The organism is Qipengyuania seohaensis (assembly GCF_002795865.1).
Lineage (GTDB): Bacteria > Pseudomonadota > Alphaproteobacteria > Sphingomonadales > Sphingomonadaceae > Qipengyuania > Qipengyuania seohaensis.
In genome coordinates this window covers 2,223,692-2,247,135 of sequence record NZ_CP024920.1, presented here as the reverse complement: position 1 = coordinate 2,247,135, position 23,444 = coordinate 2,223,692, and the positions used below count along the sequence as shown (strand labels likewise).

General features: G+C 61.6%; 34 protein-coding genes. 22 read left to right on the top strand and 12 right to left on the bottom strand.

The window, feature by feature from the left end; translation table 11 throughout:
* Positions 1–2: 2 nt before the first annotated feature.
* The 9 genes from rbfA to pspF all read right to left on the bottom strand — a co-directional run bounded on the left by rbfA (position 3) and on the right by pspF (position 10,610).
* Positions 3–404 carry a 30S ribosome-binding factor RbfA gene (gene rbfA, locus CVE41_RS11005; RefSeq protein WP_100260692.1) on the bottom strand — a complete coding sequence of 134 codons (402 nt, stop codon included), beginning with the start codon at positions 402–404 and terminating at the stop codon, positions 3–5.
* A complete protein-coding gene (locus CVE41_RS11000; protein ID WP_332835714.1) occupies positions 404–829 on the bottom strand; it encodes a PaaI family thioesterase in 426 nt (141 codons plus the stop codon). Before CVE41_RS11000 ends, rbfA begins: the two co-directional genes overlap by 1 nt.
* Positions 826–3,339 carry a translation initiation factor IF-2 gene (gene infB / locus CVE41_RS10995; protein ID WP_100260691.1) on the bottom strand — a complete coding sequence of 838 codons (2,514 nt, stop codon included), beginning with the start codon at positions 3,337–3,339 and terminating at the stop codon, positions 826–828. Before infB ends, CVE41_RS11000 begins: the two co-directional genes overlap by 4 nt.
* Before the next feature lie 17 nt (positions 3,340–3,356).
* Positions 3,357–4,085, bottom strand: a complete 729-nt coding sequence (locus CVE41_RS10990; protein WP_100260690.1) for a DUF448 domain-containing protein — start codon at positions 4,083–4,085, stop codon at positions 3,357–3,359.
* Positions 4,066–5,733: a transcription termination factor NusA gene (gene nusA, locus CVE41_RS10985; protein WP_100260689.1), complete on the bottom strand. Its 1,668-nt coding sequence runs from the start codon at positions 5,731–5,733 to the stop codon at positions 4,066–4,068. The genes CVE41_RS10990 and nusA overlap by 20 nt, the downstream gene beginning before the upstream one ends.
* Positions 5,733–6,290 (bottom strand): ribosome maturation protein RimP, encoded by a 558-nt coding sequence (gene rimP / locus CVE41_RS10980; protein ID WP_100260688.1) that lies wholly within the window; start codon positions 6,288–6,290, stop codon positions 5,733–5,735. Before rimP ends, nusA begins: the two co-directional genes overlap by 1 nt.
* Positions 6,291–6,482: 192 nt before the next feature.
* The gene (locus CVE41_RS10975; protein ID WP_100260687.1) at positions 6,483–7,610 is read right to left on the bottom strand and encodes a S8 family serine peptidase; all 1,128 of its coding nucleotides are present in this window, start codon (positions 7,608–7,610) and stop codon (positions 6,483–6,485) included.
* A gap of 264 nt (positions 7,611–7,874) precedes the next feature.
* Positions 7,875–9,458 carry a type II secretion system protein GspD gene (locus tag CVE41_RS10970; protein ID WP_100260686.1) on the bottom strand — a complete coding sequence of 528 codons (1,584 nt, stop codon included), beginning with the start codon at positions 9,456–9,458 and terminating at the stop codon, positions 7,875–7,877.
* Positions 9,459–9,584: 126 nt separating this feature from the next.
* A complete protein-coding gene (gene pspF / locus CVE41_RS10965) occupies positions 9,585–10,610 on the bottom strand; it encodes a phage shock protein operon transcriptional activator (protein ID WP_100260685.1) in 1,026 nt (341 codons plus the stop codon).
* 47 nt (positions 10,611–10,657) lie between these two features.
* On the opposite strand from pspF, the gene CVE41_RS14780 reads away from it, so the two are divergent.
* From CVE41_RS14780 to CVE41_RS10910, 13 genes are all read left to right on the top strand, one after another.
* The gene (locus tag CVE41_RS14780; protein ID WP_198507792.1) at positions 10,658–10,921 is read left to right on the top strand and encodes a hypothetical protein; all 264 of its coding nucleotides are present in this window, start codon (positions 10,658–10,660) and stop codon (positions 10,919–10,921) included.
* Positions 10,922–11,007: 86 nt separating this feature from the next.
* On the top strand, positions 11,008–11,790 hold the full coding sequence (gene pspA / locus CVE41_RS10960) for a phage shock protein PspA (protein WP_232725858.1): 783 nt from the start codon (positions 11,008–11,010) through the stop codon (positions 11,788–11,790).
* Between the two features lie 3 nt (positions 11,791–11,793).
* Positions 11,794–12,090 carry an envelope stress response membrane protein PspB gene (gene pspB / locus CVE41_RS10955; protein ID WP_100260684.1) on the top strand — a complete coding sequence of 99 codons (297 nt, stop codon included), beginning with the start codon at positions 11,794–11,796 and terminating at the stop codon, positions 12,088–12,090.
* A complete protein-coding gene (gene pspC / locus CVE41_RS10950) occupies positions 12,087–12,461 on the top strand; it encodes an envelope stress response membrane protein PspC (protein WP_090481839.1) in 375 nt (124 codons plus the stop codon). Before pspB ends, pspC begins: the two co-directional genes overlap by 4 nt.
* 25 nt (positions 12,462–12,486) lie before the next feature.
* Positions 12,487–12,792: a hypothetical protein gene (locus CVE41_RS10945; RefSeq protein ID WP_100260683.1), complete on the top strand. Its 306-nt coding sequence runs from the start codon at positions 12,487–12,489 to the stop codon at positions 12,790–12,792.
* Positions 12,792–13,100, top strand: a complete 309-nt coding sequence (locus CVE41_RS10940; RefSeq protein ID WP_100260682.1) for a hypothetical protein — start codon at positions 12,792–12,794, stop codon at positions 13,098–13,100. The genes CVE41_RS10945 and CVE41_RS10940 overlap by 1 nt, the downstream gene beginning before the upstream one ends.
* A complete protein-coding gene (locus CVE41_RS10935) occupies positions 13,100–13,414 on the top strand; it encodes a hypothetical protein (protein ID WP_100260681.1) in 315 nt (104 codons plus the stop codon). The genes CVE41_RS10940 and CVE41_RS10935 overlap by 1 nt, the downstream gene beginning before the upstream one ends.
* The gene (locus CVE41_RS10930) at positions 13,411–13,704 is read left to right on the top strand and encodes a hypothetical protein (protein WP_100260680.1); all 294 of its coding nucleotides are present in this window, start codon (positions 13,411–13,413) and stop codon (positions 13,702–13,704) included. Before CVE41_RS10935 ends, CVE41_RS10930 begins: the two co-directional genes overlap by 4 nt.
* A gap of 32 nt (positions 13,705–13,736) precedes the next feature.
* The gene (locus tag CVE41_RS10925) at positions 13,737–13,973 is read left to right on the top strand and encodes a hypothetical protein (protein WP_100260679.1); all 237 of its coding nucleotides are present in this window, start codon (positions 13,737–13,739) and stop codon (positions 13,971–13,973) included.
* Positions 13,970–14,143 (top strand): hypothetical protein, encoded by a 174-nt coding sequence (locus CVE41_RS14775; protein WP_198507657.1) that lies wholly within the window; start codon positions 13,970–13,972, stop codon positions 14,141–14,143. Before CVE41_RS10925 ends, CVE41_RS14775 begins: the two co-directional genes overlap by 4 nt.
* Positions 14,144–14,186: 43 nt before the next feature.
* Positions 14,187–14,594 carry a SufE family protein gene (locus CVE41_RS10920; RefSeq protein WP_100260678.1) on the top strand — a complete coding sequence of 136 codons (408 nt, stop codon included), beginning with the start codon at positions 14,187–14,189 and terminating at the stop codon, positions 14,592–14,594.
* A gap of 1 nt (position 14,595) precedes the next feature.
* Positions 14,596–14,946, top strand: coding sequence for a YbaN family protein (locus CVE41_RS10915; RefSeq protein ID WP_100260677.1), 351 nt, complete (start codon positions 14,596–14,598; stop codon positions 14,944–14,946).
* An 80-nt stretch (positions 14,947–15,026) separates the two neighbouring features.
* A complete protein-coding gene (locus CVE41_RS10910) occupies positions 15,027–15,185 on the top strand; it encodes a YqaE/Pmp3 family membrane protein (RefSeq protein WP_100260676.1) in 159 nt (52 codons plus the stop codon).
* Positions 15,186–15,222: 37 nt separating this feature from the next.
* On the opposite strand, the gene CVE41_RS10905 is transcribed toward CVE41_RS10910, so the two are convergent.
* From CVE41_RS10905 to CVE41_RS10895, 3 genes are all read right to left on the bottom strand, one after another.
* Positions 15,223–15,723, bottom strand: a complete 501-nt coding sequence (locus CVE41_RS10905) for a sterol desaturase family protein (RefSeq protein ID WP_232725670.1) — start codon at positions 15,721–15,723, stop codon at positions 15,223–15,225.
* A complete protein-coding gene (locus tag CVE41_RS10900) occupies positions 15,720–16,463 on the bottom strand; it encodes a fatty acid desaturase (RefSeq protein WP_100261493.1) in 744 nt (247 codons plus the stop codon). Before CVE41_RS10900 ends, CVE41_RS10905 begins: the two co-directional genes overlap by 4 nt.
* A gap of 74 nt (positions 16,464–16,537) precedes the next feature.
* A complete protein-coding gene (locus tag CVE41_RS10895) occupies positions 16,538–16,933 on the bottom strand; it encodes an acyl-CoA thioesterase (protein ID WP_100260674.1) in 396 nt (131 codons plus the stop codon).
* A gap of 93 nt (positions 16,934–17,026) precedes the next feature.
* Between CVE41_RS10895 and leuC the strand changes: the two genes are divergently transcribed.
* The 9 genes from leuC (at position 17,027) to CVE41_RS10850 (ending at position 23,210) form a co-directional block, all read left to right on the top strand.
* Positions 17,027–18,463 carry a 3-isopropylmalate dehydratase large subunit gene (leuC, locus tag CVE41_RS10890; protein WP_100261492.1) on the top strand — a complete coding sequence of 479 codons (1,437 nt, stop codon included), beginning with the start codon at positions 17,027–17,029 and terminating at the stop codon, positions 18,461–18,463.
* A 39-nt stretch (positions 18,464–18,502) separates the two neighbouring features.
* A complete protein-coding gene (locus CVE41_RS10885) occupies positions 18,503–18,661 on the top strand; it encodes an isopropylmalate isomerase (RefSeq protein ID WP_090481808.1) in 159 nt (52 codons plus the stop codon).
* A gap of 23 nt (positions 18,662–18,684) precedes the next feature.
* Complete coding sequence (locus CVE41_RS10880; protein WP_100260673.1) at positions 18,685–19,527, top strand: N-acyl homoserine lactonase family protein; 843 nt, start codon at positions 18,685–18,687, stop codon at positions 19,525–19,527.
* Positions 19,527–20,138, top strand: coding sequence for a 3-isopropylmalate dehydratase small subunit (leuD, locus tag CVE41_RS10875; RefSeq protein ID WP_100260672.1), 612 nt, complete (start codon positions 19,527–19,529; stop codon positions 20,136–20,138). The genes CVE41_RS10880 and leuD overlap by 1 nt, the downstream gene beginning before the upstream one ends.
* Positions 20,135–21,133 carry an NADPH:quinone oxidoreductase family protein gene (locus CVE41_RS10870; RefSeq protein WP_100260671.1) on the top strand — a complete coding sequence of 333 codons (999 nt, stop codon included), beginning with the start codon at positions 20,135–20,137 and terminating at the stop codon, positions 21,131–21,133. Before leuD ends, CVE41_RS10870 begins: the two co-directional genes overlap by 4 nt.
* Positions 21,134–21,206: 73 nt before the next feature.
* Positions 21,207–21,533 (top strand): DUF1476 domain-containing protein, encoded by a 327-nt coding sequence (locus tag CVE41_RS10865; RefSeq protein WP_100260670.1) that lies wholly within the window; start codon positions 21,207–21,209, stop codon positions 21,531–21,533.
* 4 nt (positions 21,534–21,537) lie between these two features.
* Positions 21,538–21,771 (top strand): BolA/IbaG family iron-sulfur metabolism protein, encoded by a 234-nt coding sequence (locus CVE41_RS10860; protein WP_090481794.1) that lies wholly within the window; start codon positions 21,538–21,540, stop codon positions 21,769–21,771.
* A gap of 41 nt (positions 21,772–21,812) precedes the next feature.
* Complete coding sequence (gene grxD / locus CVE41_RS10855; RefSeq protein ID WP_100260669.1) at positions 21,813–22,145, top strand: Grx4 family monothiol glutaredoxin; 333 nt, start codon at positions 21,813–21,815, stop codon at positions 22,143–22,145.
* A gap of 282 nt (positions 22,146–22,427) precedes the next feature.
* Entirely contained in the window at positions 22,428–23,210 is a 783-nt protein-coding gene (locus CVE41_RS10850; protein ID WP_100260668.1) for an NUDIX hydrolase, read from the top strand.
* Positions 23,211–23,444 lie beyond the last annotated feature (234 nt).

The window sequence follows — 23,444 nt, the reverse complement described above, 5'->3', positions numbered from 1 at the left end:
GATTACTCTTCGTCCCCGAGGTCGCGTGCGACCTTGGGGTCGGACAGCAGCTGTTCGATCCGGTCGGCCTCGTCGAAGCTTTCATCGGGCTGGAAAGTCAGTTTCGGCGCGAATTTGAGGCCGAGGCGCTGCGCCACTTCTTTCTGGAAGAAAGCCGTGTTTGTGCGCAGTGCCTTCAGAACCTCTGCCTCGTCCTTGCCGAGCAAGGGTTTCACATAAGCTTTCGCATTGCGCAGGTCGGGCGTCATCCGCACTTCGGTCACAGCGATGTTATGCGCGCGCAGCACATCGTCATGCGCTTCGCCGCGCGCGAGTAATTCGGACAAGATGTGGCGCACCCGTTCGCCTACCTTGAGGACGCGAACCGATTGCTGTTCCGAGGTCGATTGCTGGTGCTTGGCCATCAGTCTTTTCCTGTGGGTCTCGGCGTCGGGATAGCGGTGCTGGATGAACGCGCAAGCAAGTTGCCCGCGTCGTCGAACAACTCGCCTTCGAGATAGATCACCCGGCGACCACGCTTGATCACACGGCCCTTACCTACCAGCGGCCCGGCCATCACCGGACGGATCAGCGTCATGGTGATGTCGAGGTTGAGCGGTGCTTCCTCGTGGTCGGTAGCCCAGACATGGGCCCAGCCCATGACCTCGTCGAGGAAACCTGCGACAAGCCCGCCCTGCACGGTACCGCGCGGCGTGATGAAGCTGTCCGGCGCCGTGAAGCGGAGCGTGATTTCCTCACGCTCCGCATCGAAGCAGTCGAACTCGACACCCATCAGGTCCGCGTGGGCGGCACCTTGGTTATGCGGGCGTTCCTTCTCGGTATTCCTCACAGCGTGCGTTCACGCTCCTCGACCTCGAACACCTCGAGCTGATCGCCCGGCTGGATGTCGTTGGTGTCGGCAAGGACCACACCGCATTCGAGACCCGTGCGGACTTCGTCCACATCGTCCTTGAAGCGGCGCAGCGAGGCGATGGTCGTGGCCGAGACGATAACATCTTCGCGCGTGAGGCGTGCGTGCAGCCCCTTGCGGATGACGCCTTCCTCGACCAGGAGGCCTGCTGCCTTGTCCTTCTTGCCCGAACGGAACACTTCCTTGACCGCGGCACGGCCGACGACGTGTTCGATCCGCTCCGGACCCAGCTCGCCTGCCATCTCCTTCGCGATTTCCTCGGTCAGGTGATAGATGACGTCGTAATATTTCATCTCGACGCCGTCGCGCTTCACCAGTTCGCGTGCCTTGGCATTCGGACGAACATTGAAGCCGATAATCGGGGCATTCGACGCAGCGGCCAGCGAAACGTCGCTTTCCGTGATCGCGCCGACGCCTGCATGCAGGACGCGGACCTTGATCTCGTCGTTCGAGAGATTGTGCAGCGCGGTCGTGATTGCCTCGACCGAACCCTGCACGTCGGCCTTCACCAGAACGGGGAATTCGATGACGTTGGCAGCGAGGTTGTTGAACATCGTGTCGAAGCTGGTCGGAGCAAGCGCGGTGCGCTTCTCGGTCGCCTTTTCCTGGCGATACTCGGCCACTTCACGGGCACGCTGTTCGTTTTCAACAACCGTCAGGACGTCACCGGCACTCGGCACGCCGCCGAGCCCGAGGACTTCGACAGGCATCGAAGGGCCGGCCTTCTTGATCTGCTTGCCCTGGTCGTTGACGATCGCGCGGACGCGCCCGCTTTCGGTGCCGACGACGAAGGTGTTGCCACGCTCCAGCGTACCGCGCGTGATGAGCACGGTAGCGACCGGGCCGCGGCCCTTGTCGAGCTGCGCCTCGATCACGGTGGCTTCCGCCATGCGGTCGGGGTTTGCCTTCAGTTCCAGCAGTTCGGCCTGGAGCGCGATCTTCTCGAGCAGTTCATCGAGTCCGGTCTTCTCCTTTGCGGAGATTTCCACGTCCTGCACATCGCCCGACATCGATTCCACGATCACTTCGTGTTCGAGCAGGCGGTTGCGGATGTTGTCCGGATTGGCTTCAGGCTTGTCCATCTTGTTGATCGCAACGATCATCGGGACACCTGCAGCCTTGGTGTGATTGATGGCCTCGATCGTCTGCGGCATGATACCGTCATCGGCGGCCACAACCAGCACGACGATGTCCGTGACATTGGCACCACGCTGTCGCATTTCGGTGAAGGCGGCGTGGCCCGGCGTATCGAGGAAGGTGATCTCGTCGCCCCCCTTCGTCTTCACCTGGTAGCTGCCGATATGCTGCGTAATGCCTCCGGCTTCGCCTTTGACCACGTTGGCCCCGCGAAGCGCGTCAAGCAGGCTCGTCTTACCGTGATCGACGTGACCCATGATGGTGACGACCGGCGGACGCGGCTTGAGCGTTTCTTCCGGATCGACATCTTCATTATTGGTGATGTCGACATCCGCCTCGGAGACCTTCTGGATGTTGTGGCCGAACTGTTCGACGAGCAGTTCCGCCGTATCCTGGTCGATCGTCTGGTTGACGGTGACCATCATGTCGAGATTGAAGAGTTCCTTCACGAGGTCGGCACCCTTCTCGCCCATACGCTTGGCCAGTTCGCCGACAGTGATAGCTTCGGGAACGACAACGTCACGGACCTGCTTTTCACGCGGCTTGTTCGAACCGCCACCCTGCAGGCGACGTTCCTTTTCACGCGCACGCTTCAGCGCGGCGAGGCTGCGGGCGCGACGGCCTTCGTCCTCGTTGAGCGCCTTGTTGACGGTAAGCTTGCCTGAACGGCGCTTGTCCGGACTTTCCGGAGTGCGCGCAGCCTTGTCTTCTTTCTTCTTGCGTTCCGGCTTCTTGATTTCCGGACGCTTGACGGGCGTAAACTTGCGCGCTGCCGGGGTCGGAGTAGCTTCGGCTGCGGGTTCTTGCGTTGCAGCAGGTTCTTCCGCGACGGTTTCGGCCGGAGCTTCCTTCTTGGGCTTCTTCGCCTCCTTGGCAGCTTCTTCCTCGGCCTTGCGATTGTCTTCGGCGCGCTTTTTCTCGTCTTCGGCAGCCTTCTTCGCCTGCTGCTCGTCGCGCTTTCGGGCCTCTTCGGCCATCTTCAGGCGCGCTTCCTCGGCCTCACGCTGGAGCCGGGCGACGCGTTCCTGCGGGGTTTCCGCATCGGCGGCCGGCTTCTTGGGCGCAGGCTTCTTGGCTGCGGGAGCAGGAGCAGGCGCGGCTTCCGGTTCGGGAGCCGGTGCAGGCGCGGGAGCAGGTGCCGCCTCGCCAGGTTTGACGAGCTTGCGGCGGCGCTTCACCTCGACCGCCACCTTGTTGGTGCGTCCGTGGCTGAAGGTCTGCTTGACCTCGCCCGGCTGCGCGCCCTTAAGGGTCAGCGGCTTGCGGGCAGGTTTTTTCTCTTCGTCGCTCATTCTTGCTCGTTTCTCTTCTACGTATCGTTCGTATCGTCATCGGCGCGTGCGGTGACGCGCCCATCATCGGCCGGGATAGTGTGCCCCTGGTAATGCATGAGGCGCATCAAGGGCTTGCGTATCCTTGCGGCCGATGCATCGTCGGCCAAAGCGAAATGGACGACATTGTCGCGGCCCAATGCCACAGACAGTGCGTCACGGTCCAGTGGGAGTGTCCACCCTCGCATACCCGACCCTTCGGCATCGCTGCCGACACGCCAGGCCTGGTCCAGTTTCTTGCGTCCGTCCTCGCTCGCATCGCTGGCGTGCAGCAATAGCGCCACACCCCCGCTACGGGCGGTCTCGGCAATGCGTTGCGTCCCCAAGATAAGAGCTCCGACGCGCATTTCGAGACCCAGACGGTCGAGAAACACTCGGGTCAGTGCCAGATCGATCCTTTCGGCCAGATTGGCCGGAATTTCGAGATCGCCTGTCTTGAATGCTCGCGACAGTGCGCCCTTCAGTTTCCCGTTGGCGAGCGCCTCCCCGATGGCGGCACGATCGCTGCATACCCACGCCCCGCGTCCCGGAGCCTTTTCCTGCGCATCGGGCAGGACAAGACCGGAAGGCGATACGGCCAGGCGCACCAGCGCATCGCGCGAACCGGTTTCGCCGGTCAGCACGCAGCGCCTCTCGGGCTCCGGTTTACGGGGCCGCGAGGCTTCAGCGATGTCGGACGTCAGGCGCTCATTGGGTGGAGTCCGCATCGGCGGCCTCCTGCGTGTCGGTCGTCTCGGCAGCAGCCGGAGCTTCCTCTTCGTCTTCGAACCAGTGCGCGCGGGCAGCCATGATGATCTCGTTGCCCTGCTCTTCGGTCAGGCCGTATTCGCCGAGCACGCCGCCCTTGTCGACTTCGCGCTGGGGGCGATCGCGGCGCATCGGCGGGCCGTCCGGATTGTTGTTTCGGCGACGCGGTGCCTCACGCCGCTTGGCGATCAGTTCGTCGGTGGCGAGGTCGGCCACGTCGTCGAGCGTCTTGAGACCTGCCTTGCCAAGCGTGACAAGCATCGCTTCGCTCATGTGCGGCAGTTCTGCCAGCGCGTCTTCGACACCCAGTTCGCGGCGCGTCTCGCGATGCGCGGCTTCCTGACGGTCGAGCGCTTCCTTGGCGCGGTTCTGGAGTTCTTCTGCCAGATCGTCGTCGAAGCCTTCGATGCTCGCGAGTTCTTCCAGCTCGACGTAGGCAACTTCCTCGAGATCGGCGAAGCCTTCGGCAACGAGCAGCTGCGAGAGCGTTTCGTCGACGTCCAGTTCGCTTTCGAACATGTTCGAGCGCTCGGCGAATTCCTTCTGGCGCTTCTCCGAGGCTTCTTCCTCGGTCATGATGTCGATCTGGTTGCCGGTCAGCTGGCTAGCGAGACGCACGTTCTGGCCACGGCGGCCGATGGCGAGCGAAAGCTGGTCGTCGGGCACGACGACTTCGATGCGGCCGTCTTCCTCGTCGAGCACGACGCGGCTGACGGTGGCCGGCTGGAGTGCGTTCACGATGAAGGTTGCGCCGTCATCGCTCCACGGGATGATGTCGATCTTTTCGCCCTGCAGTTCCTGCACGACGGCCTGGACGCGGCTACCCTTCATGCCGACGCAGGCGCCGACCGGGTCGATGCTGCTGTCATGGCTGATGACGCCGATCTTGGCGCGGCTTCCCGGATCGCGGGCGGCGGCCTTGATCTCGATGATGCCGTCATAGATTTCCGGCACTTCCTGCGCGAACAGCTTGCGCATGAAATCGGGATGCGCGCGGCTGAGGAAGATCTGTGGGCCGCGGTTGTTACGTTCCACCTTGGTGATGAGAGCGCGGACACGCTCGCCGACACGGGCAGCTTCACGCGGGATCTGCTGGTCGCGGCGGATGACGCCTTCGGCACGGCCGAGATTGACGATCACGTGGCCGAACTCGACCGACTTGATAACGCCGGTGATGACTTCGCCAGCGCGATCCTTGAACTCTTCGAACTGACGCTCACGCTCGGCATCGCGGACCTTCTGGAAGATCACCTGCTTGGCGCTCTGCGCGTCGATACGGCCGAGATCGACCGGCGGCAGCGGGTCGACGATGAAGTCGCCGATCTTGGCGTCCTTCTCAAGCTTCTGCGCTGCCTTGAGATCGACCTGCTTGAAGTAGTCTTCCACTTCCTCGACGACCTCGACGACACGCCACAGGCGAAGGTCGCCGGTCTGCGGGTCGAGCTTTGCACGGATGTCGTTTTCCGCACCGTACCGGTTGCGGGCAGACTTCTGGATCGCTTCTTCCATCGCTTCGATCACGATGGATTTGTCGATCATCTTTTCCGATGCGACGGCGTTAGCAATCGCGAGGAGTTCAGCCTTGTTGGCGGAAATGGCACTGGCCATCAGTCGTCTGCCTTTTCTTCTTCGATGTCGTCGGCACCGCTCGTATCGAGCGGCTGGGTGGCGGCAATGAGCGCGTCGGTCAAGACGAGCTTTGCCGAGTGAATCTGGTTGCGGTCGAGCTTGACCTCGCCCGCCTTCGCATCGTCGATGACCACCTTGTCACCTTCAATGCCCTTCAATTCGCCCTTGTAGCTGCGCTGCCCGTCGAACCCCTTCTCCATGGAGATCTTGGCTTCGTGTCCGGCCCAATTGGCGAAATCCTTCGCCCGCGTGAGCGGACGGTCGATACCGGGCGAGCTGACTTCGAGGTGATAGGCCCCTTCGACCAGAACGTCGCCCTGTTCTTCCAGCTCGTCGATCCGGTCGGAAACACGGCGCGAAAGCGCGGCGCATTGTTCGATCACCAACTGGCCCGTCGCCGGGTCTTCGGCCATGATCTGCAGTGCCATCCCGCCGTCACCGGCTTCGGACGGCATCATCTTGACGCGCACGAGATCGAAACCCAGCGCATTCGCTTCGGGTTCGATGACTTCGGTCAAGCGGTCGATATCGGCCATTCATACTCCGGTTCGGACTGGCATTGCGACAACGAGGTTCGGTGCCGGCCCCTTTCGGCGCCAGCCCTACAAAGTTGCGACAATGTCGGGATGCGAGGGGAGATAGGTGCGAGTCCCTCAAAAAGCAAGACATAAGAAAAGGGGCCCGGCATGACACCGGACCCCTCCCCCTTTTTGACTGCGTGGGTCGACTTAGTTGACGACGCCGATAACGTCCGGATTGCCGTCCGGATCGCCATTGACGCGGCCGCCATTGCCGACATTGCCCTGGAGCAGGATGCCGGCGAAGTGCGGGGTAGCCATCGAGGTGCCGCTGATGGTGTTGTAACCGCCACCGGTCCAGGTCGACTTGATCGACGAACCCGGCTCTGCGTAATCGACCGGCGGGTTGCCGTAGTTCGAGAAGCTCGACCAATTGTCGCCGATTGCGAAGGACGAAATCGTGTAGACGTTGGGGCCGTTTGCACGGGCCGGCGAATGATTGTTAGCATTGTCACGCTCGTTACCAGCAGCAATAGCGAAGCGAACGCCCCCAGCCGCAGCATTGATGACTGCCTGATCGAGCGCGGTGCTGACACCCCCGCCGAGGCTCATGTTGGCGACGTCGCCTGGCTGACCGTATTGGGCAACATAGTCGATGCCGGCGATCACGCCCGAGTTCGAACCCGAGCCGCGGCGATCGAGCACTCGGACTGCAACGACCGGAGCGCCCGGTGCGACGCCGATCACGCCGATGTTGTTGTCGACTGCCGCGATCGTGCCTGCGACGTGAGTACCGTGGCCGTTCTGGTCGCCTGCATCGCCGCGCACGAAGCTGCGCGAACGCGCTACGTCGACATTGAGATCGGGATGGTCGAGCTGGATGCCGCTATCGATCACCCATGCGGTGGCGAAGTTGCCGGACGCACCGCCGCCGACGCGGGCGATACCCCAAGGAGTTTCCTGCGGAGGCTGCGCACCGCCGCCGCCACCGCCGGCTTTTTTACCACCCGGCGCCATGCCGCGGACCTGGATCGCGGTGACGACCTGGTCCTGCTCGCAATAGGCGATGTTGGGATTGTTGCGCTTCATGTTCTCGATTGCCTGCGGAGCGGCGTTGACCGCAAACCCACGCAGGGCGACCGAATAGACGTGCTTGACCTGGGCTGCACTTGCCTGGGCGGCGCGGTTGGCTTCGGCCTTGGCATTGCCGCGCGAAACCGACTTGTCGAATACGCAAATGTAGCTGTTGGCGATTTTCTCGCCTGCCTTCGCCTGAGCCGGTGCGGCAACCGCCAGCATCGGAAGGGCCGCAAGCACGGCCAGAGTCTTAGCTTTCATCAATAGTCCCTCCAGAAGTCTCAGCAGCACGCGACCCGTGCTGGACTGATGGATGGAAGGTGTAACCGGAAGAAGATGGCTGTCGAGAGGGTCAGAACTAAGAAAAATGGTAAATTTGGACTTTATCGACCAATTGTTGCATTTGGGAGACGAAATGAATTTCGGATTATCTTATGACGAGAAGTATTGTCGTCGGAATTACTCCCAACGAACCGAAATTCCGCTTGTTTTATTTGACGAGCACCTTCTTCGAGGCGTGCAACCCTACTCTTCGATCTCTCCCGAAGCTTGTGTTTCTAATTCATTATTTGCGTCGCGCTGCTCGAACCGGCGGTGGCGCACGATCCTGGGCGTGATGACGATATACAATTCGGTGGTGGTGCTCGTGGACCGCTCGTTTCGGAAGGCTGCACCGATCAGCGGGATGTCGCCGAGAAGCGGAATCTTGGACTTGGTGGTGAGCACATTTTCCTGGGTCAGCCCGCCGATGACGAAAGTCTCCCCGTCACGCACCGATGCGCTGGTCTCGGCCTCACGCTGACTGATCGTCGGGTAACCCTGGCTGAAGCCCGTCACGCTCGAAACCACACCGTATATTTTCGACGTAATGTAACCGTCGGTGCTGACTCTCGGTGCAATCTGCAGGGTAACCCCGACATTCACGTACTGGACCTGCTGGGAAACGCCGTTCACGCCGGACAGCTGGATCGAGGTGAGGATCGGAAGGGCATCACCCGTAATGATCTTGGCCGTCGAACCGCTTTGTGCAGCGATCCTCGGACGGGAAACGATCCGCCCCTCGCCCTTCTGGATCTGCGCGTAGATCGCAGCCTGCAACTGGCCCGAAGGGAGGACGTCATTGGGATCAACCCCGAACGGCAGGAAACCGCCTGTCGCCAGGTTGCCGACGGCGATCTGTCCGTTGGAATTTGTGAAATCGATCCCGAGGTTGCGCGCGCCGTTCTCCGTCAGCTCGACGAATTGCGTTTCCAGGATCACGCTGTCCACCGGCACGTCGATCAGTTCGATCTGGCGCTTTACCCGCTCGATCCGTTCGGGCGTTCCGGTGATCCAGATCGCGTTGAGACGGCGGTCGACGGCAAGGCCGCTGCCGACATTCTGACCGAGCGGCTGATCGTCGCGCTCCGCCTGCTGCGGGGCGCCGATATAGCTGGTCGACTGGTTTGCACCGGGCGATCCGAAACCGGGCTCACGTCGAATAAAGACGTCGTTCGGCGCGATCTCCGCACCTTCGGCAAGCAGGCCCACGATCTCCGACACGTCGGCATATTTGAGGAACACCAACTCGTACGAATCGCCGGGCTGATAGCTATCGACCGGCCCGCGCTGCAGTTCCTGCTGCGGCACCACCTCTTCGCCGTCCGAGCCGATCGGGCGCGTGCCGAGCGTCTCCTCGTCGCTCACCATCTCGACCCGCACCTGTACCGCGTTGTTGCCCATCTGCTCGGCCCTGATTCGCGAAGGGCGCGCGGTATCGAACCTCAGGACGAGGCTGCTGCCTTCGGTCACGAACTGCAGGGAGCGAACGAGGCCGCGATAGCTTTGCCGGTCTGGCACGCGGCCCACCTTGAGCGTCGTCGCCATGACGAGTTCTGGCCTAGTGGGGTTCTCGTCGATCGTCGCCACGCGCGGTTCAGCGGGCGAGAAGCGCAGTATGAAGGTCGCCGCGCCCTCATCTTCGGAAACCAGCCGCACCTCTTCCAGAACGGAGGGCACGACCTGCGCCGAAGCGGTGGCGAGCGGCCACACAGCTGCAATCGCTGCAAGCAACGCCAGAATGGCAAAAGGTATACGGTGCCCTGCGACCCGGGCGTGAACCGCCATCATTATTCGAAAAATTCCCAGTCCCTGGGCGGAGACATACCGAACATTACCTGCGCGGCAATACGGTTTTAGGAATATTCCCCCGCCTGTGGCCGGTTTGCGACAGGACGAGCAGTCGGCCGCCCTCTCCTATTGCCCTTCCATCAAGCCGTGCTTCTTGATTGCGTGACGCAGCTGGTCGTAACTGAGACCCAGAGCCTTGGCCGTCTGCCGCTGGTTCCAGCGGTGCTTGCCCAGGGCATGCTCAAGGATCGTACGCTCGTGCTGGTCTACAGCGGCTCTGAGGTCCTCGACCTGATCGAGCTCGGGTGCCGAATGGGCGGTAGCGGGCGCGGACTGCTCAGCCGCTTCTTTCTTCGGTATGGTCGGGGAAATCGGCTTCCAGGGGCTGTCGAACGGGTCGAACTGCACATGGCCGATGGGTGCCTCCCAATCGTCCCAGCGATACACCGCACGCTCGACCACGTTGCGCAGCTCACGGACATTGCCGGGCCAAGGGTGCTCTTCGAGCTCCTTGGCGACATGCTCCGCAAAGCCAGGCCAGGCCTCCCAGCCGAGCTCCGCCCCCATACGGCGGCCGAAATAGTCCGCCAGCACGCCGATATCCCCCTCGCGTACACGCAGGGGAGGGAGCGTGATGACCTCGAAGCTGAGCCGGTCGAGAAGGTCGGCGCGAAACTCGCCGCGCTCTGCCTTGGCGGGGAGGTCCTCGTTCGTTGCCGCGACAATTCGTACATCCACACGCATGGGACGCGACGAACCGATCCGCGTAACCTCGCCGTATTCGACTGCCCTCAGCAGCCTCTCTTGCGCCCCCATCGACAGAGTACCCAGTTCGTCGAGAAACAGAGTACCTTTGTCGGCCTCCTCGAACCTTCCGGCGCGTTGTTTGGTAGCACCGGTAAACGCTCCGGCCTCGTGTCCGAACAGCTCGGCCTCGATCAGCGTTTCAGGAAGCGCCGCGCAGTTCATGGTGACGAGCGGTTCGTCCCAGCGGGTGGATAGGCGGTGGAGGCGTTCGGCGATCAGTTCCTTGCCGGTCCCGCGCTCGCCGATCACGAGGACGGGGCGCCGCATGGGCGCTGCACGGCTGGTCCGCTCGACCGCGTCCAGGAAGGCGCCGGACTGCCCAATGAACTGATTTTCCCGCTCCATGACCAATAGATAGGGAATTTTCCCAAGGGTTGGCAATACCCGCCATCATGACGTTCGTCGAAAATTTCAAAACCATTGAATTTCCGCGCTTTATGCGTTTTGGCACGGCCTTTGCTGAACACAGGACAACAACGCATTCCAGTCCAGGGAGGACAACCATGTACGACCGCAAATTCTTCCAGACCCAGCTCGGACAAGCTGCCCTTGCCAGCATCGCGGCCATGACGGCCTTCGTCGTGCTGAGCTCGCAGATCTCCCTGACCAGCCCGGTCGCGGTCGTCGCTTCCTACGAGCAGGTAGAAATCGCGTGACCGACAATACCCCCCTCGGGCCGGAGCGCACTAGTCCCGACGCTTCGGCCCGTCCCCCCAAGCCGCATGGCAAGCGCCTTGCACGGATCGATCGCGAAGCGCAGCGCGCAAGAGATTGGACCAATCCCGAAACAGTGAATACGAAGATCAATGAATTTTTCTCAACCGGAGCACCCTTGATGGGCATTTTCAGCAGAACCCGCGATATCGTCGCCGCCAACTTCAACGACATGCTCGACAAGGCGGATGATCCGCAGAAGATGATCCGCATGATCATCCTCGAGATGGAGGAAACCCTGGTGGAAGTCCGCGCCAGCGCGGCGCGCACGATCGCGGACCAGAAGGAAATGCACCGCCACACGGTCAAGCTGGACAAGCTCCAGGCCGACTGGGGCGAGAAAGCGGCTCTCGCGCTATCTAAGGATCGCGAGGATCTTGCCCGCGCAGCCCTCGTCGAGAAAAAGAAGGCTGCCGACATGAGCGACCAGCTCAAGCAGGAGATCGCCGTTCTCGACGACGCGCTGCGCGCTTACGAGCAGGACATCCAGAAGCTGCAGAACCGCCTGCGCGAAGCACGCAGCCGCCAGACTGCGATCGCCGCCCGCCTGGAAAGCGCGGAGAACCGGGTCAAACTGCGCAGCCTGATGACCGAAGACCGCGTCGACGATGCGCTCAGCCGTTTCGACCAGCTGGAACGCCGGGTCGACTATGCCGAAGGCCGTGCCGAAGCGCTTTCCATATCGGATGGCAGCAAGCAGCCCAGCCTGTCCGACGAGATCGCTGCGCTCGAAGGCGCCGATGCGATCGACGATGAGCTTGAACAGATGAAAAAAGCGCTCGGCAAGCCCGACGCGAAGAAGGAGGACTGATCCATGGACGAGATTTTTGCAATCGTGGCGATCTTCATCGCCCTGCCGTGGATCGTCCTGCACTACATCACGAAGTGGAAGACATCCGCCACCATCACCACCGACGACGAAGCGCTGCTGGAAGAGCTCTACAATCTCGCCAAGCGCCTCGATGACCGGATGGACACTGTCGAGCGCCTCGTCGCTTCCGACAACCCCGAATTCCGCCCCGCCCGCCTCGTCCACGACAGCGAGCAGGACAATGAGCAGCTGCGCGAACTCGAACAGCTGATTGCCGAGAAAAAAGGAGCATCGAAGTGAACTCCCCCCGCACCACTCTTTATCGTGACAAGCAGAACGCGAAGTTCATGGGGGTTCTCTCCGGCATCGCGGACTACACCGGCGTCAACGCCCTGTGGATCCGCCTGGGCTTCCTGATCCTGGCCGTCTCGATGGGCTGGCCGATCCTCGCCTACTTCGTTGCCGGCATCCTGCTGAACAAGAAGCCTGCACACCTCTACTCCGAGCCTGCCGAACAGAAGTACTGGCAGGGCGTGCGGCAGAACCCCAAGCGTACGGCCCGCGAAATCCGCGGCAAGATGAAGGACATCGATCGCCGCCTGGCCGACGTCGAAACCTTCTACGTCAGCAACAACCCGCGCCTCACGGCCGAAATCGAACGCCTGCGCTAAGGCCGGGCCGAGGGGGAGAGAGAATATGGATCCCGCGCTTTTGATACCGATCCTGGCGCTGAGCATCCCGATCGTCGCGATCTGGACCAGGCACCAGCAGAAGCTCGCCGAAATGAACATTCAGACTACCGCGCAGGCAACTGCCGAACAGGCAGCGCAATACGCCAGCAAGGTGCAGCAACTGGAAGACCGCGTTCAGGTGCTGGAGCGGATCGTGACCGACAAGGGTTACGATGTCGCCACGCAGATAGAGGCACTTCGGGACCAGCGCCGCGTCGATGACGATGGCAACGGTGTCCCCCTCGGAACGCTTAACAGGGAGAAAGCATGATGGAATTCTTCACCGAAACCGCAATCATCGCCGGTGTAGCCATCATGACGGGCGGCTGGGTGGTTACGACCTGGTTGCGGATAAAGAACGGCTATCCGCTGGAAAACAGCTGGGGCAAGTCCGTCTATCCGAAGAACGATCAGGCTGTGGAGCGGGTCAAGCTGCTCACCCAGGAAAACGCCGAACTGCGCGCTGAACTGGGTTCGCTCAAGGACCGTATGGGGAATGTCGAACGCATCGTTACCGACAGCGGCTATCATCTCACGAACGAGATCGACCGCTTGCGCGACAAGTCGGAGACCAACTGATGGATGCGAACCTGATCCTGATTTTCGCCTTCGTCCTGACTGTGGCGCTGCTGGCCATGACCACCGGTATTCTCATCCACCGGCGCCAGGTCGAGCATGAAGAACGCCGCGCGGAGTTGAAGGTCCGAGAAGCCGAGGCAAAGGCCGAAGAGGCGCGCTACTCCAAGGGCGACTACAGCAAGATCGAGGAGCGTCTCCGCGTACTCGAGCGCATTGCCACCGACAGCAATCACGCTCTGGCTTCCCAGATCGACGAACTGCGCGACCTTCATCAGATCGAGGACTTGCCCGCCAGAGTGGAGACCGCGCGATGAACTGGCCTATCGCAGTAGTCCTGATCGTCATGATCGTCGCTATCGGCAAGGTCATGGCAGCGAAATATCGCGCGCAGGCAGGCATTATCGAGGACAAGCAGGGCAACCAGCAGTGGGTCGGGAAGAATGACGATCCCGAAGCCCAGCGTGAAATCGAAAACCTGCGCGAACGCATCAAGGTACTGGAGCGCATCGCCACCGACGGCAATTCGCTCGACGCGAACGAAACGCGGCGGATTTCCGCCGAGATCGAGGCCCTGCGCGACAAGCAGGTCGAAAAGGAAAACTGAGGACCATCCGGGTTCAAGGAGGACATGGGGAAATGTTCGAACCGACACTCATAATCGCAGGCGCTGCGCTGATCGGCCTGGTAATTGTCGCCGGCACCCTGCTCAGGGCATGGCACGACTGGATCGAATTCAAACGCCGCCAGCTGGAACATGATGCGCCCGTACCCGAAGACACCGGCAGCGCGATGGGCGCGGCCCGTATCGAACTTGCCGACCTGCGCGAGCGGATCAAGAAGCTCGAAGCGATTGCCAGCGGAGTGGACCTGTGAGCGCGACCAACAATGCAGCGCAGGCCGGTATCGGCCTAGGCAGCGCGATCGCCGTCGCCATCAGCTGGAGCCAGCACCAATCGATCCTCTGGGCGATAATCCAGGGATTTTTCGGCTGGTTTTACGTCATCTACTATGCATTTACCCGCCCCGGAGGGCTGGCCGGCTGAGTGCGATGGACGCCGCCGGTTTAGCTGGCTAAATGCCGCCGCCATGCGTTCACTCAATGACATTGCCGAAGAATACGACTTCCTCGAAGGCGACGAGCGGTATCGCCTGCTGATCGAGCTGGGACGGGACCTCGAACCCATGCCCGACCCGCTCAAAACCGATGCCACGCTTGTGCGCGGATGTTCGGCAGCGGTCTGGGTCTATCCGACAGGCGATGCCGACCAGCTGCATTTCCTGGCCGACAGCAATGCCGCGATCACCAAGGGCATCGTGGCGCTCGTGATATCGGCAGTACAGGACAAGCCTGCCAAAGAAGTGGCGCAGATGGACATCGCCGCCGCGCTCGATCCCTTCGATCTCAAGAACCAGCTTTCCAGCAACCGGACGCAGGGCGTGCCCAACATGATCGCGCTGGTGCAGGAGCACGCCGCGCGGATCGCGGCCGCCTAGGATGCGGCGACACATTTATCGCGCATGTGGATTCCTGTTCGTCGGACTCGGCGCCATCGGGGCGTTCCTGCCCATCATGCCGACGGTGCCCTTCCTGCTTCTGGCGGTTTATTTTTTCGCCCGCTCCAGCCCGGAACTGGAAAAGAAGATCCTCGACCACCCGACGTGGGGTCCGCAAGTGCGCGATTGGCGTGAGCGCCGCGCAATCAGCCGCCGGGCAAAGACAATGGCGATCGGAGCCATGGCGACGGGCGCTGTCTTCACCTGGTATACGCTGGGAGAGCCGTGGTACTACATTTCCATCGCCATCCTAGTGATCGCCGGCAGCTGGATTGCCACGCGCAACGAATAGACGGTATCAGGAACGCGATGCGTTTCAGTCCGTTAGGCTAACATACGGATGGGAGGGTCGACCGAAAGGAACACTCTCAAATGGCAATTCTCATTCTCATCGCCACGATCCTGCTCCCCCCGCTTGGCGTTGCTGCCAAGCACGGGCTCAGCGGCACCACATTGCTCAATGTCGTGCTGACGCTGCTGGGCTTCATTCCGGGACTGATCCACGGCCTGTATGTGAACTACGCCCGCTAAGCGGCACAGACCGATTAGAACACGAAGCGCCGGGGCCTCAGGCTCCGGCGCTTTCGCGTACGGTGGCGATCCCTGCTTCTTTCTGGCGCTTGAGTTCGGCCTTCAGCTTCGCCGGATCGCGCGCGAGGACGAAACCGAAGCTCACCCCGCCTTCCTTGCCGATGGTCGCATGGTGCAGCTTGTGTGCCTGGACCAGCCGCTTGGCGTAGCCTTTCTTGGGCACCCAGCGGAAATAGCGCTGATGCACGAGGCCATCGTGGACGAAGGTGTAGATCAGCCCGTAGCAGGTGATCCCGAAGGCGATCCACCACAGCAGGTCGGAGTAGATATATCCAACGGCGAACATTGCGAAGACGATCGTGCCGAATGTCACGGCGTAAAGATCGTTCTTCTCCAGCACGTTGTCGTGCGGTTCGTGATGGTCGCGGTGCCACCCCCAGCCCCAGCCGTGCATGATGTATTTGTGCGCCCACCAGGCGAACAGTTCCATCCCTGCGATCGACAGGATTACGGTAAGGAGGATGGCGGGAATGCTCACTTGGACGTCCCTGGCAGCGACATGGTCTCTCGGGCGCGGGGCAGGCCCCACCATGGGACATGCGGCGCGAGGTGGTGTTCGTGGTGATAGCCGAAATGGAAACAGCTGGCGAGCGATGCAAGGCTTGAAAATGCTTCGCTGCGTGCATTGTGCCGGTCGGCAAAGCCAATATCGTCGTGCCGGTGCGGGCGATAAGTGCCGAAGTAAAACAGCTGCAGCGAGGAAGCGATCGCGGGCGCCCCGTAGAGCAGCACGATCTTGAGGGCCGATATGGAGAATACAGCCCAGTATATCGTCACGACACTGCTGACGAACAGGACGGACTGCCATCCGAAATAGCGTTTGAGGAACGTGCCGTACCACGGCCAGAACCGCGTCGGATGGTCGGCGCTGAAATCAGGGTCGTCCACCGTGCCCGGAGCTTTGTGATGGGCGAAATGCGCATCGCGCATCTTGCGCCAGCCAAACCCTGCATAAAGGAACAGCAGCACTGCGCCGATCAGCCCATTGAGCCGGCCGCCGCCCGGCGCGAGCGATCCGTGCATCGCATCATGGCTGACGATGAAAAGACCGACCGAAAGCCAGCATTGCACCACCGCAATCGCCAGAGCGATCGGGAGTGTCTGCCAGGTGAGTTCGAACGCGAACATCGCAAAGATGTGCAGAGTAAGCCAGCTTGCGAAAATGGCGAAAGCCAGCCCAAGGCCGATTGCAGCCTGCCGCCCGTTGCTGGTTGTCATGTTCGGGGATGCGCCCATGCAGCGGTTGTACCCCGTCCCGACCGCTTACGACAAGCGTTTCGGAACATAGCGGCTCAGTCTTTGAAGAAGAACTTGGTCACTTCTTCGCGCAGGCGTGCGGGGCGCAGCGTTTCGGAATCGATGCAGCACCACGCGCTTTTCACTTCGGCGAGCACCTCTTCGCCGCGCTGGATCACAGTGGAGTAAAAGGCCCGCGCACCCTGCACTTTTTCAAGCACGGTGCTGGCGATCACCTCGTCATCGAGGAAAGCCGGTTTGCGGTAGGTGATTTCGTGCTTCAGCGCGACCCATGCCTTGCTGGCCACCTCTTCGGCAGGCGCGATCTTGTTCCAGTGGGCAAGGACCGCGTCCTGCACCCAATTGAGATAACGGGCGTTGTTCACATGACCCATGAAATCGATATCGGAGGGAATCACGCGGATCGGAAAGGCGAATGGCTTTGCTGACATGAGTGTAAGTAAAGCACGGAAAGGTTAACTTTGGAAGAGTCTGGATTTGCCTTTTTGCGCGCGTGACATTCCTGCCGCAAACCTGTGCGCGAAATGGCAAGCAAACCGCGCACACTCTACGAAAAGATCTGGGACGCCCACGTTGTCGAACGGCAGGGCGACGGCACCTGCCTCGTCTATATCGACCGGCACCTGGTGCACGAAGTCACCAGCCCGCAGGCATTCGAGGCACTGCGCGTCGCAGGTCGTCCGGTCCGCCGCCCGGACCTCACCCTCGCGGTGCCGGACCACAATGTTCCGACCACCGCGCGCCTTGCCGCCGACGGGTCGCGCCTCCCGATCGCCGATCCGCAAAGTGCAGCACAATTGGCGGCCCTGGAGAGGAACGCGCCGGAATTCGGCATCCGCTACATCGATGCCGTCGCACGCGAACAAGGCATCGTCCACGTCGTCGGGCCCGAGCAGGGCTTTTCGCTCCCCGGCGCGACCATCGTTTGCGGTGACAGTCATACGGCGGCCCACGGCGGGATTGGCGCGCTGGCATTCGGCATCGGCACAAGCGAGGTAGAGCATGTTCTGGCTACCCAGACCCTGCTGCTGCGCCAGTCGAAAAGCATGGAAGTGCGGGTCGAAGGCGCGCTGTCGCCCGGCGTCACTCCGAAGGACCTGATCCTGCACATCATCGGCGTGATCGGTACTGCGGGCGGCACCGGCCACGTGATCGAATATCGCGGGGAGGTGTTCGAACAGATGAGTGTCGAAGGCCGCCTCACCGTCTGCAACATGAGCATCGAGGGAGGCGCGCGAGCGGGTATCATCGCGCCGGACGACACAGTGTTCCGCTACCTCAAGGGTCGCCCCTATGCGCCGACGGGCGAAGATTGGGAACGCGCGGTCGAATGGTGGCGCTCGCTTGCCACCGATGATGGCGCCGTCTTCGACAAGAGTGTGGTCATCGACGCCTCCGATATCGAGCCGACGGTCAGCTGGGGCACTAGCCCGGAAGACGTGGTGGCCATCGGCGATAAAGTCCCCTCGCCCGATTCCTTTGCCGACCCTTCCAAGCAGGATGCCGCGCGCAAGAGCCTCGACTACATGGGCCTCGAACCGGGAACGCCGCTGGAAGATGTCGCGATCGAGAACGTTTTCATCGGGTCATGCACCAACAGCCGGATCGAGGATTTGCGCGCTGCCGCAGCGATCCTGAATGGCCGCACCAAGGCCGCCAACGTGCGCTGGGCCATCGCCGTGCCCGGATCCGGCCTCGTCAAGCAACAGGCCGAAGACGAAGGGCTGGACCGCATCTTTACCGACGCCGGCTTCGAGTGGCGCGAACCGGGCTGTTCCGCCTGTCTTGCCATGAACCCCGACAAGGTGCCGCCGGGCGAACGCTGCGCGTCGACCAGCAACCGCAATTTCGTGGGCCGCCAGGGCCCGGGCGCCCGCACCCATCTGATGAGCCCTGCCATGGCGGCTGCTGCGGCTGTTGCCGGTCACCTCGTCGACGTGAGGAAGCTATCGGGCGGGTAAGGCCTTGCCCTTCCCCGCTCTGCAATCCATGAGACCGTCATGACCAAACTCCCCAAAGGCAAGGCCGCCATCGCAGGTGCGATCGGATCGGCCGCTATCGCCGCCGCGCTGCTCTATGCGAACAAGCGCCGCGAAAAGAAGAACCAGCCGAACCAGCCCGGCCCGATCCCTTCGGGGGAAAACCCCGAAACGGACTGATCGCCAAAGCGCAAGGAGCCCGCATGACAAAGACCAGAACCGCCCTGGCGGCCGCAGCACTCGCCCTGGGCATCGCCGCCCCGGCAAGCGCGCAGGACGCAACCGACGTGGAACTGTGGCGTCTCGATTGCGGCACCATCGAACTGAGCGATGCGGGTCCCTTTTCCGATACGCACCTGTACGATGGCGAACCACGCACGCTCACCGACAGTTGCTATCTCCTCCGCAATGGCGAAAATTACCTGCTGTGGGATGCCGGCCTGCCTTCTGCGCTGAAAGGCACCAGCGTAACGCAAATGGTCTTCACGCTCAGCGTCGAACAGACCATCGCTGAACAGCTTGCTGAAATCGGCCTCGCTCCTGAGGACGTGGATTTCGTGGGGATCAGCCACTACCACGATGACCATATCGGGCAGGCCGCCGAGTTTGCGGGCGCAACGCTGTTGATTGGACGCGGCGATGCAGAAGCCGTCACCTCGGGCGCGATGGAAGCGACCCGCGCACAGCTGGCACCCTGGCTGGCCGAAGGAGCCGAGGGCGAAGTTACGCGGATCGCGTCTGACCATGACGTGTTCGGTGACGGTTCGGTCGTGATCAAGGGAATGCCCGGGCACACGCCAGGCCACTCGGTCCTGCTGGTCCGCCTTCCCGAGACCGGAAATGTCATGCTGACCGGCGATCTCTATCACTTCGAAGAGCAGGTGACGAACCGCGGTGTGCCGGCGTTCAATACCGATCGCGCAGATACGCTCGCTTCGTTCCACCGGTTCGACCAGATGGCAGAAAACCTCGAAGCGACGGTCGTGATCCAGCACGATCCGCGCCACGTGTCGCGCCTCCCCGCATTCCCGGGATCGGCGAAGTAATGGACAAGGTCAGCGTCATCTCAGGCCGCGCCATCCCGCTCGGTCTCAAGAACGTCGATACCGACGTCATCATACCTGCCCATTGGCTCAAGACCGTCAGCCGCGAAGGCCTTGGCAAAGGCGCGTTCGAGACGATCAGGCAAGCCCCCGGCAATCCTTTCGATGTCGAAGATTTCGCGGGTGCGCCGATTTTGATCGCGGGCGACAATTTCGGCTGCGGCTCCAGCCGCGAGCACGCGGCATGGGCAATGCTGGACATGGGTCTACGCGCCGTGATCGCACCGAGTTTCTCGGACATCTTTGCCGGCAACGCATTCAAGAACGGCATTCTCGCCGTCGAATTGCCGCAGGAGCAAGTGGACCGCCTGCTCGAAGTGGCGAAGACCGATCCCATCACGCTGGACCTCGAAAACCAGGTCGTGACTACACCGTACCAGGATCGCTTCGCATTCGAGATCGATCCGTTCCGCAAGCATTGCATGCTGGAAGGGCTGGACGAAATCGGCCTCACGCTGAAACGTGACGAAGCCATCGAAACACACGAGAAGACGCGCGCAGGCAGCCTCCCCTGGCTCGACGCGCCCCAATCATACCGGAGAGACGCAGCATGAAAGCAGTACTGTCGAAGGAAACAGGCGGTCCCGAAACCCTGGTAGTCGAGGATATCGACGCCCCGATGCCCGGCAAGGGTGAGGTCCTGATCGACGTTGCCGCCTGCGCGATCAACTTTCCCGACACGCTGATCATCCGCGACATGTACCAGTTCAAGCCGCCGCGCCCCTTCGCGCCGGGCGGCGAAATTTCCGGCACCATCGAAGCGCTGGGCGAAGGCGTCGAAGGTTTCGCCGTGGGGGACAAGGTCATCTGCGGTGTCGGTAATGGAGGCTTGCAGGAAAAGGTCGCTGTCGCGGCCGCACGCCTGTTCAAAGTGCCCGAAGGCATCGACCTCGTGCAGGCAAGCGCGCTCCTGATGACCTATGGCACGACTATTCACGGCCTGAAGGATCGCGGAGACATCAAGGAAGGCGAAACCGTCCTCGTGCTTGGCGCAGCAGGCGGTGTGGGCCTTTCCGCGGTAGAGCTCGCGAAGGCCTATGGCTGCCGCGTCGTGGCTGCCGTCTCCACGGAAGAAAAAGGCGAAGTCGCCAAGCAGGCAGGCGCCGACGAAGTGGTAATCTATCCGCGCGCGCCATTCGACAAGGACCAGTCCAAGGCGCTTGCACAGGCTTTCAAGGACGCTGTCGGCCCCAATGGCGCGGACATCGTCTACGACATCGTGGGCGGCGATTATTCCGAACCGGCCTTGCGCTCGATCGCGTGGGAAGGCCGCTTCCTCGTGATCGGTTTTCCGGCCGGGATCGCCAAGATGCCGCTCAACCTGACGCTGCTGAAAAGCTGCGACATTCGCGGCGTGTTCTGGGGCGCGTTCACCGCCCGCGAGCCGGAGCGCAACAACGCCAATATCGCGGAGCTGTTCGACCTCTGGAAAGCCGGCAAGATCAACCCGCTGGTCAGCGAGACCTATCCCATCGAACGCGCACACGAAGCCATCGCCAAGCTGGAAAATCGCGGCGCCATCGGCAAACTCGTCGTGACAATGGACTGATCGGGCGTTCTCGCCCTTGCCCCTTTGCCTCTCGATACCTATTCGAGAGGCAACTTCTTCCAAGGGGATAGACATGACCGACTTCAAGGATCGCGAACGGGGTGAGGAATCCAAGTTCGCCTTCGACCAGGAAACCGAATTCAAGATTGCCGCGCGTCGCAATCGCCTGCTGGGCGAATGGGCTGCGGGTTTGATGGGCCTGACCGAAGAGGAAACCGACGCTTACAAGAAAGCCGTCGTCCAGGCCGATTTCGAAGAAGCCGGTGACGAAGACGTCGTCCGCAAGCTGCTGGGCGATCTCACGGCCGCAGAATCCGACGTCAGCGAGGCCGACATCCGCGCGAAGCTCGAAGAATGCTCGGTCGAAGCGCGTCGCCAGTTCATGAGCGACCAGAAGTAATTCCATGCCGATGAAGGCAGACGACATCGTTGCCCTGATCGAGGAAGCGCTTCCGGGCGCCGTCGTCGAGATGCGCGACCTTGCGGGGGATAACGATCACTGGGCGGCGAAGGTCACCGCACCACAATTCGCGGGCAAGACGCGTGTCGCCCAGCATAAGCTGGTCTACGATGCGCTCGGTGGGCGTATGGGCGGCGAACTCCACGCCTTGCAACTCACCACCCAAGCCCCCACCTGAATCCTCACCAGATTCGAGTCATAGACAAAGGCAGGGCACATATGTCCGATGTAAATTCCCGCATTTCCGATCTCGTCGGTAGCAACGACGTCGTCCTTTTCATGAAGGGCACGCCGCTGTTTCCGCAGTGCGGCTTCTCCAATCGCGCGGTCGCCATTCTCGACCATTGCGGCGTCGCTTACGAGAGCGTCGACGTCCTGCAGGACATGGAAATCCGCCAGGGCATCAAGTCGTTCTCCGACTGGCCGACCATCCCGCAGCTTTATGTGAAGGGCGAATTCGTCGGCGGCAGCGACATCATGATGGAAATGTTCGAAGCCGGAGAGCTTCAGCAGATGATGAACGAAAAGCAGGTCGCCAAGGCCGAAAGCTGAGTTTTGACCAGCTCTGAAACGGGTAAGGCCCGCCTGGGGGACGTCCAGGCGGGCCTTTTATTTGGTGTGAGGCGGATCGGAAACCAGGGAAGATCCGCCCTTCGAAGACCAAACGTTATGCCAACAGATATGCAGGCCCCGTGCCAAAATCGCGCGCTCAAGAGATCCCGCGAGATACGATGGTTAACATTCCCTCACGCGTTCCGGACAATGTAAAAAACTCCGACACGGCGCCCGATAATCGCTTGGCAAGCGACGGAACTGCCTGCACAACCGCAGGCGATGAACGCCAAGGCCGATACACCCGATCCCATTCCAGCGGCGACGCTGGTGGTTTTCCGCAAGGGCCGTTCGGCGCCGGAACCCGAAATCCTGATGACCATCCGGTCTCGCACCATGTCGTTTGCAGGGGGCATGGCGGTATTTCCGGGCGGCAGGGTCGACCCCGAAGACTATGACCTCGCGGCCAGCATAAACGGCACCGCCGGCGACACGGACGAAGTGGCGCACCGGATCGCGGCCATCCGCGAAACACTGGAAGAAACCGGCCTTGCCCTCGGTCTTACAGGAGCGATGGACGCAGAGCGCGCAGCCGAAGCCCGTGCGCTCCTGCTCGAGAAACGGGCGCTGGCCCCGGTGCTGGAGGCATTCGACCTTTCGCTCGACCTCGATGCGCTGACCCCCTTCGCCCGCTGGCTCCCGCTCGGCCTTGCGCACAACCGGATCTTCGACACCATGTTCTACTTGGCGGATCTCGGCACGGGCGCCGTCGATATCGAGGTCGATGCGACCGAGAATACGCACCTTTTCTGGGTCAGCGCCGCCGAAGCGTTGCGCATGGCAGAGCGCCAGGACATTTCGCTCATCTTCCCGACGCGCCGCAACCTGGAACGCCTGGCGCAGTTCGCAACCTTCGATGAAGCGCGCGCCCATGCCCGCCAGACCCCGGTCCGCGTGATCACGCCCGAAGTGGTCGAGGAGCCGGACGGATCCTACCTTACCATACCCGACGATCTCGGTTACCCGATCACCCGCGAAGAGCTGACCAGCGCAAATCGAAGCTGAAGAATTGGCGCACCCGACATGAAAGTGATGGGCACTGTAATCATTGGGAAATTCTGGTTTCCATGCCCTCATAACGGCAGCTTTGCGCCCCAAATCGGCCGATCGATAAAATTTATCTGTGACCCGAAAGCTGCCATTCGTTCAAATCAATCAAGCTCGCAGGTGTTCCAGGCGCCCGATCGCTTAGATATGACTTTCGCGCGCGAAATCGCAGGATCGGGGTTGCCGTGTACA

Bases quoted from the DNA above. Each gene is read 5' to 3' on its own strand.
- CVE41_RS10930 (WP_100260680.1), top strand. From the start codon at position 13,411: ATGAACTGGCCTATCGCAGTAGTCCTGATCGTCATGATCGTCGCTATC.
- CVE41_RS10860 (WP_090481794.1), top strand. From the start codon at position 21,538: ATGCCGATGAAGGCAGACGACATCGTTGCCCTGATCGAGGAAGCGCTT.
- nusA (WP_100260689.1), bottom strand. From the start codon at position 5,733: ATGGCCAGTGCCATTTCCGCCAACAAGGCTGAACTCCTCGCGATTGCT.
- CVE41_RS10865 (WP_100260670.1), top strand. From the start codon at position 21,207: ATGACCGACTTCAAGGATCGCGAACGGGGTGAGGAATCCAAGTTCGCC.
- CVE41_RS10850 (WP_100260668.1), top strand. From the start codon at position 22,428: ATGAACGCCAAGGCCGATACACCCGATCCCATTCCAGCGGCGACGCTG.
- leuC (WP_100261492.1), top strand. From the start codon at position 17,027: ATGGCAAGCAAACCGCGCACACTCTACGAAAAGATCTGGGACGCCCAC.
- CVE41_RS10895 (WP_100260674.1), bottom strand. From the start codon at position 16,933: ATGTCAGCAAAGCCATTCGCCTTTCCGATCCGCGTGATTCCCTCCGAT.
- CVE41_RS10990 (WP_100260690.1), bottom strand. From the start codon at position 4,085: ATGCGGACTCCACCCAATGAGCGCCTGACGTCCGACATCGCTGAAGCC.
- CVE41_RS10880 (WP_100260673.1), top strand. From the start codon at position 18,685: ATGACAAAGACCAGAACCGCCCTGGCGGCCGCAGCACTCGCCCTGGGC.
- rbfA (WP_100260692.1), bottom strand. From the start codon at position 404: ATGGCCAAGCACCAGCAATCGACCTCGGAACAGCAATCGGTTCGCGTC.
- CVE41_RS10900 (WP_100261493.1), bottom strand. From the start codon at position 16,463: ATGACAACCAGCAACGGGCGGCAGGCTGCAATCGGCCTTGGGCTGGCT.
- CVE41_RS10975 (WP_100260687.1), bottom strand. From the start codon at position 7,610: ATGAAAGCTAAGACTCTGGCCGTGCTTGCGGCCCTTCCGATGCTGGCG.
- CVE41_RS10935 (WP_100260681.1), top strand. From the start codon at position 13,100: ATGGATGCGAACCTGATCCTGATTTTCGCCTTCGTCCTGACTGTGGCG.
- CVE41_RS14780 (WP_198507792.1), top strand. From the start codon at position 10,658: ATGACGTTCGTCGAAAATTTCAAAACCATTGAATTTCCGCGCTTTATG.
- pspB (WP_100260684.1), top strand. From the start codon at position 11,794: ATGGACGAGATTTTTGCAATCGTGGCGATCTTCATCGCCCTGCCGTGG.
- CVE41_RS10940 (WP_100260682.1), top strand. From the start codon at position 12,792: ATGGAATTCTTCACCGAAACCGCAATCATCGCCGGTGTAGCCATCATG.
- pspF (WP_100260685.1), bottom strand. From the start codon at position 10,610: ATGGAGCGGGAAAATCAGTTCATTGGGCAGTCCGGCGCCTTCCTGGAC.
- CVE41_RS10925 (WP_100260679.1), top strand. From the start codon at position 13,737: ATGTTCGAACCGACACTCATAATCGCAGGCGCTGCGCTGATCGGCCTG.
- CVE41_RS10970 (WP_100260686.1), bottom strand. From the start codon at position 9,458: ATGATGGCGGTTCACGCCCGGGTCGCAGGGCACCGTATACCTTTTGCC.
- CVE41_RS10885 (WP_090481808.1), top strand. From the start codon at position 18,503: ATGACCAAACTCCCCAAAGGCAAGGCCGCCATCGCAGGTGCGATCGGA.
- infB (WP_100260691.1), bottom strand. From the start codon at position 3,339: ATGAGCGACGAAGAGAAAAAACCTGCCCGCAAGCCGCTGACCCTTAAG.
- CVE41_RS10870 (WP_100260671.1), top strand. From the start codon at position 20,135: ATGAAAGCAGTACTGTCGAAGGAAACAGGCGGTCCCGAAACCCTGGTA.
- CVE41_RS10910 (WP_100260676.1), top strand. From the start codon at position 15,027: ATGGCAATTCTCATTCTCATCGCCACGATCCTGCTCCCCCCGCTTGGC.
- CVE41_RS10920 (WP_100260678.1), top strand. From the start codon at position 14,187: ATGCGTTCACTCAATGACATTGCCGAAGAATACGACTTCCTCGAAGGC.
- grxD (WP_100260669.1), top strand. From the start codon at position 21,813: ATGTCCGATGTAAATTCCCGCATTTCCGATCTCGTCGGTAGCAACGAC.
- leuD (WP_100260672.1), top strand. From the start codon at position 19,527: ATGGACAAGGTCAGCGTCATCTCAGGCCGCGCCATCCCGCTCGGTCTC.
- CVE41_RS10945 (WP_100260683.1), top strand. From the start codon at position 12,487: ATGGATCCCGCGCTTTTGATACCGATCCTGGCGCTGAGCATCCCGATC.
- rimP (WP_100260688.1), bottom strand. From the start codon at position 6,290: ATGGCCGATATCGACCGCTTGACCGAAGTCATCGAACCCGAAGCGAAT.
- CVE41_RS10915 (WP_100260677.1), top strand. From the start codon at position 14,596: ATGCGGCGACACATTTATCGCGCATGTGGATTCCTGTTCGTCGGACTC.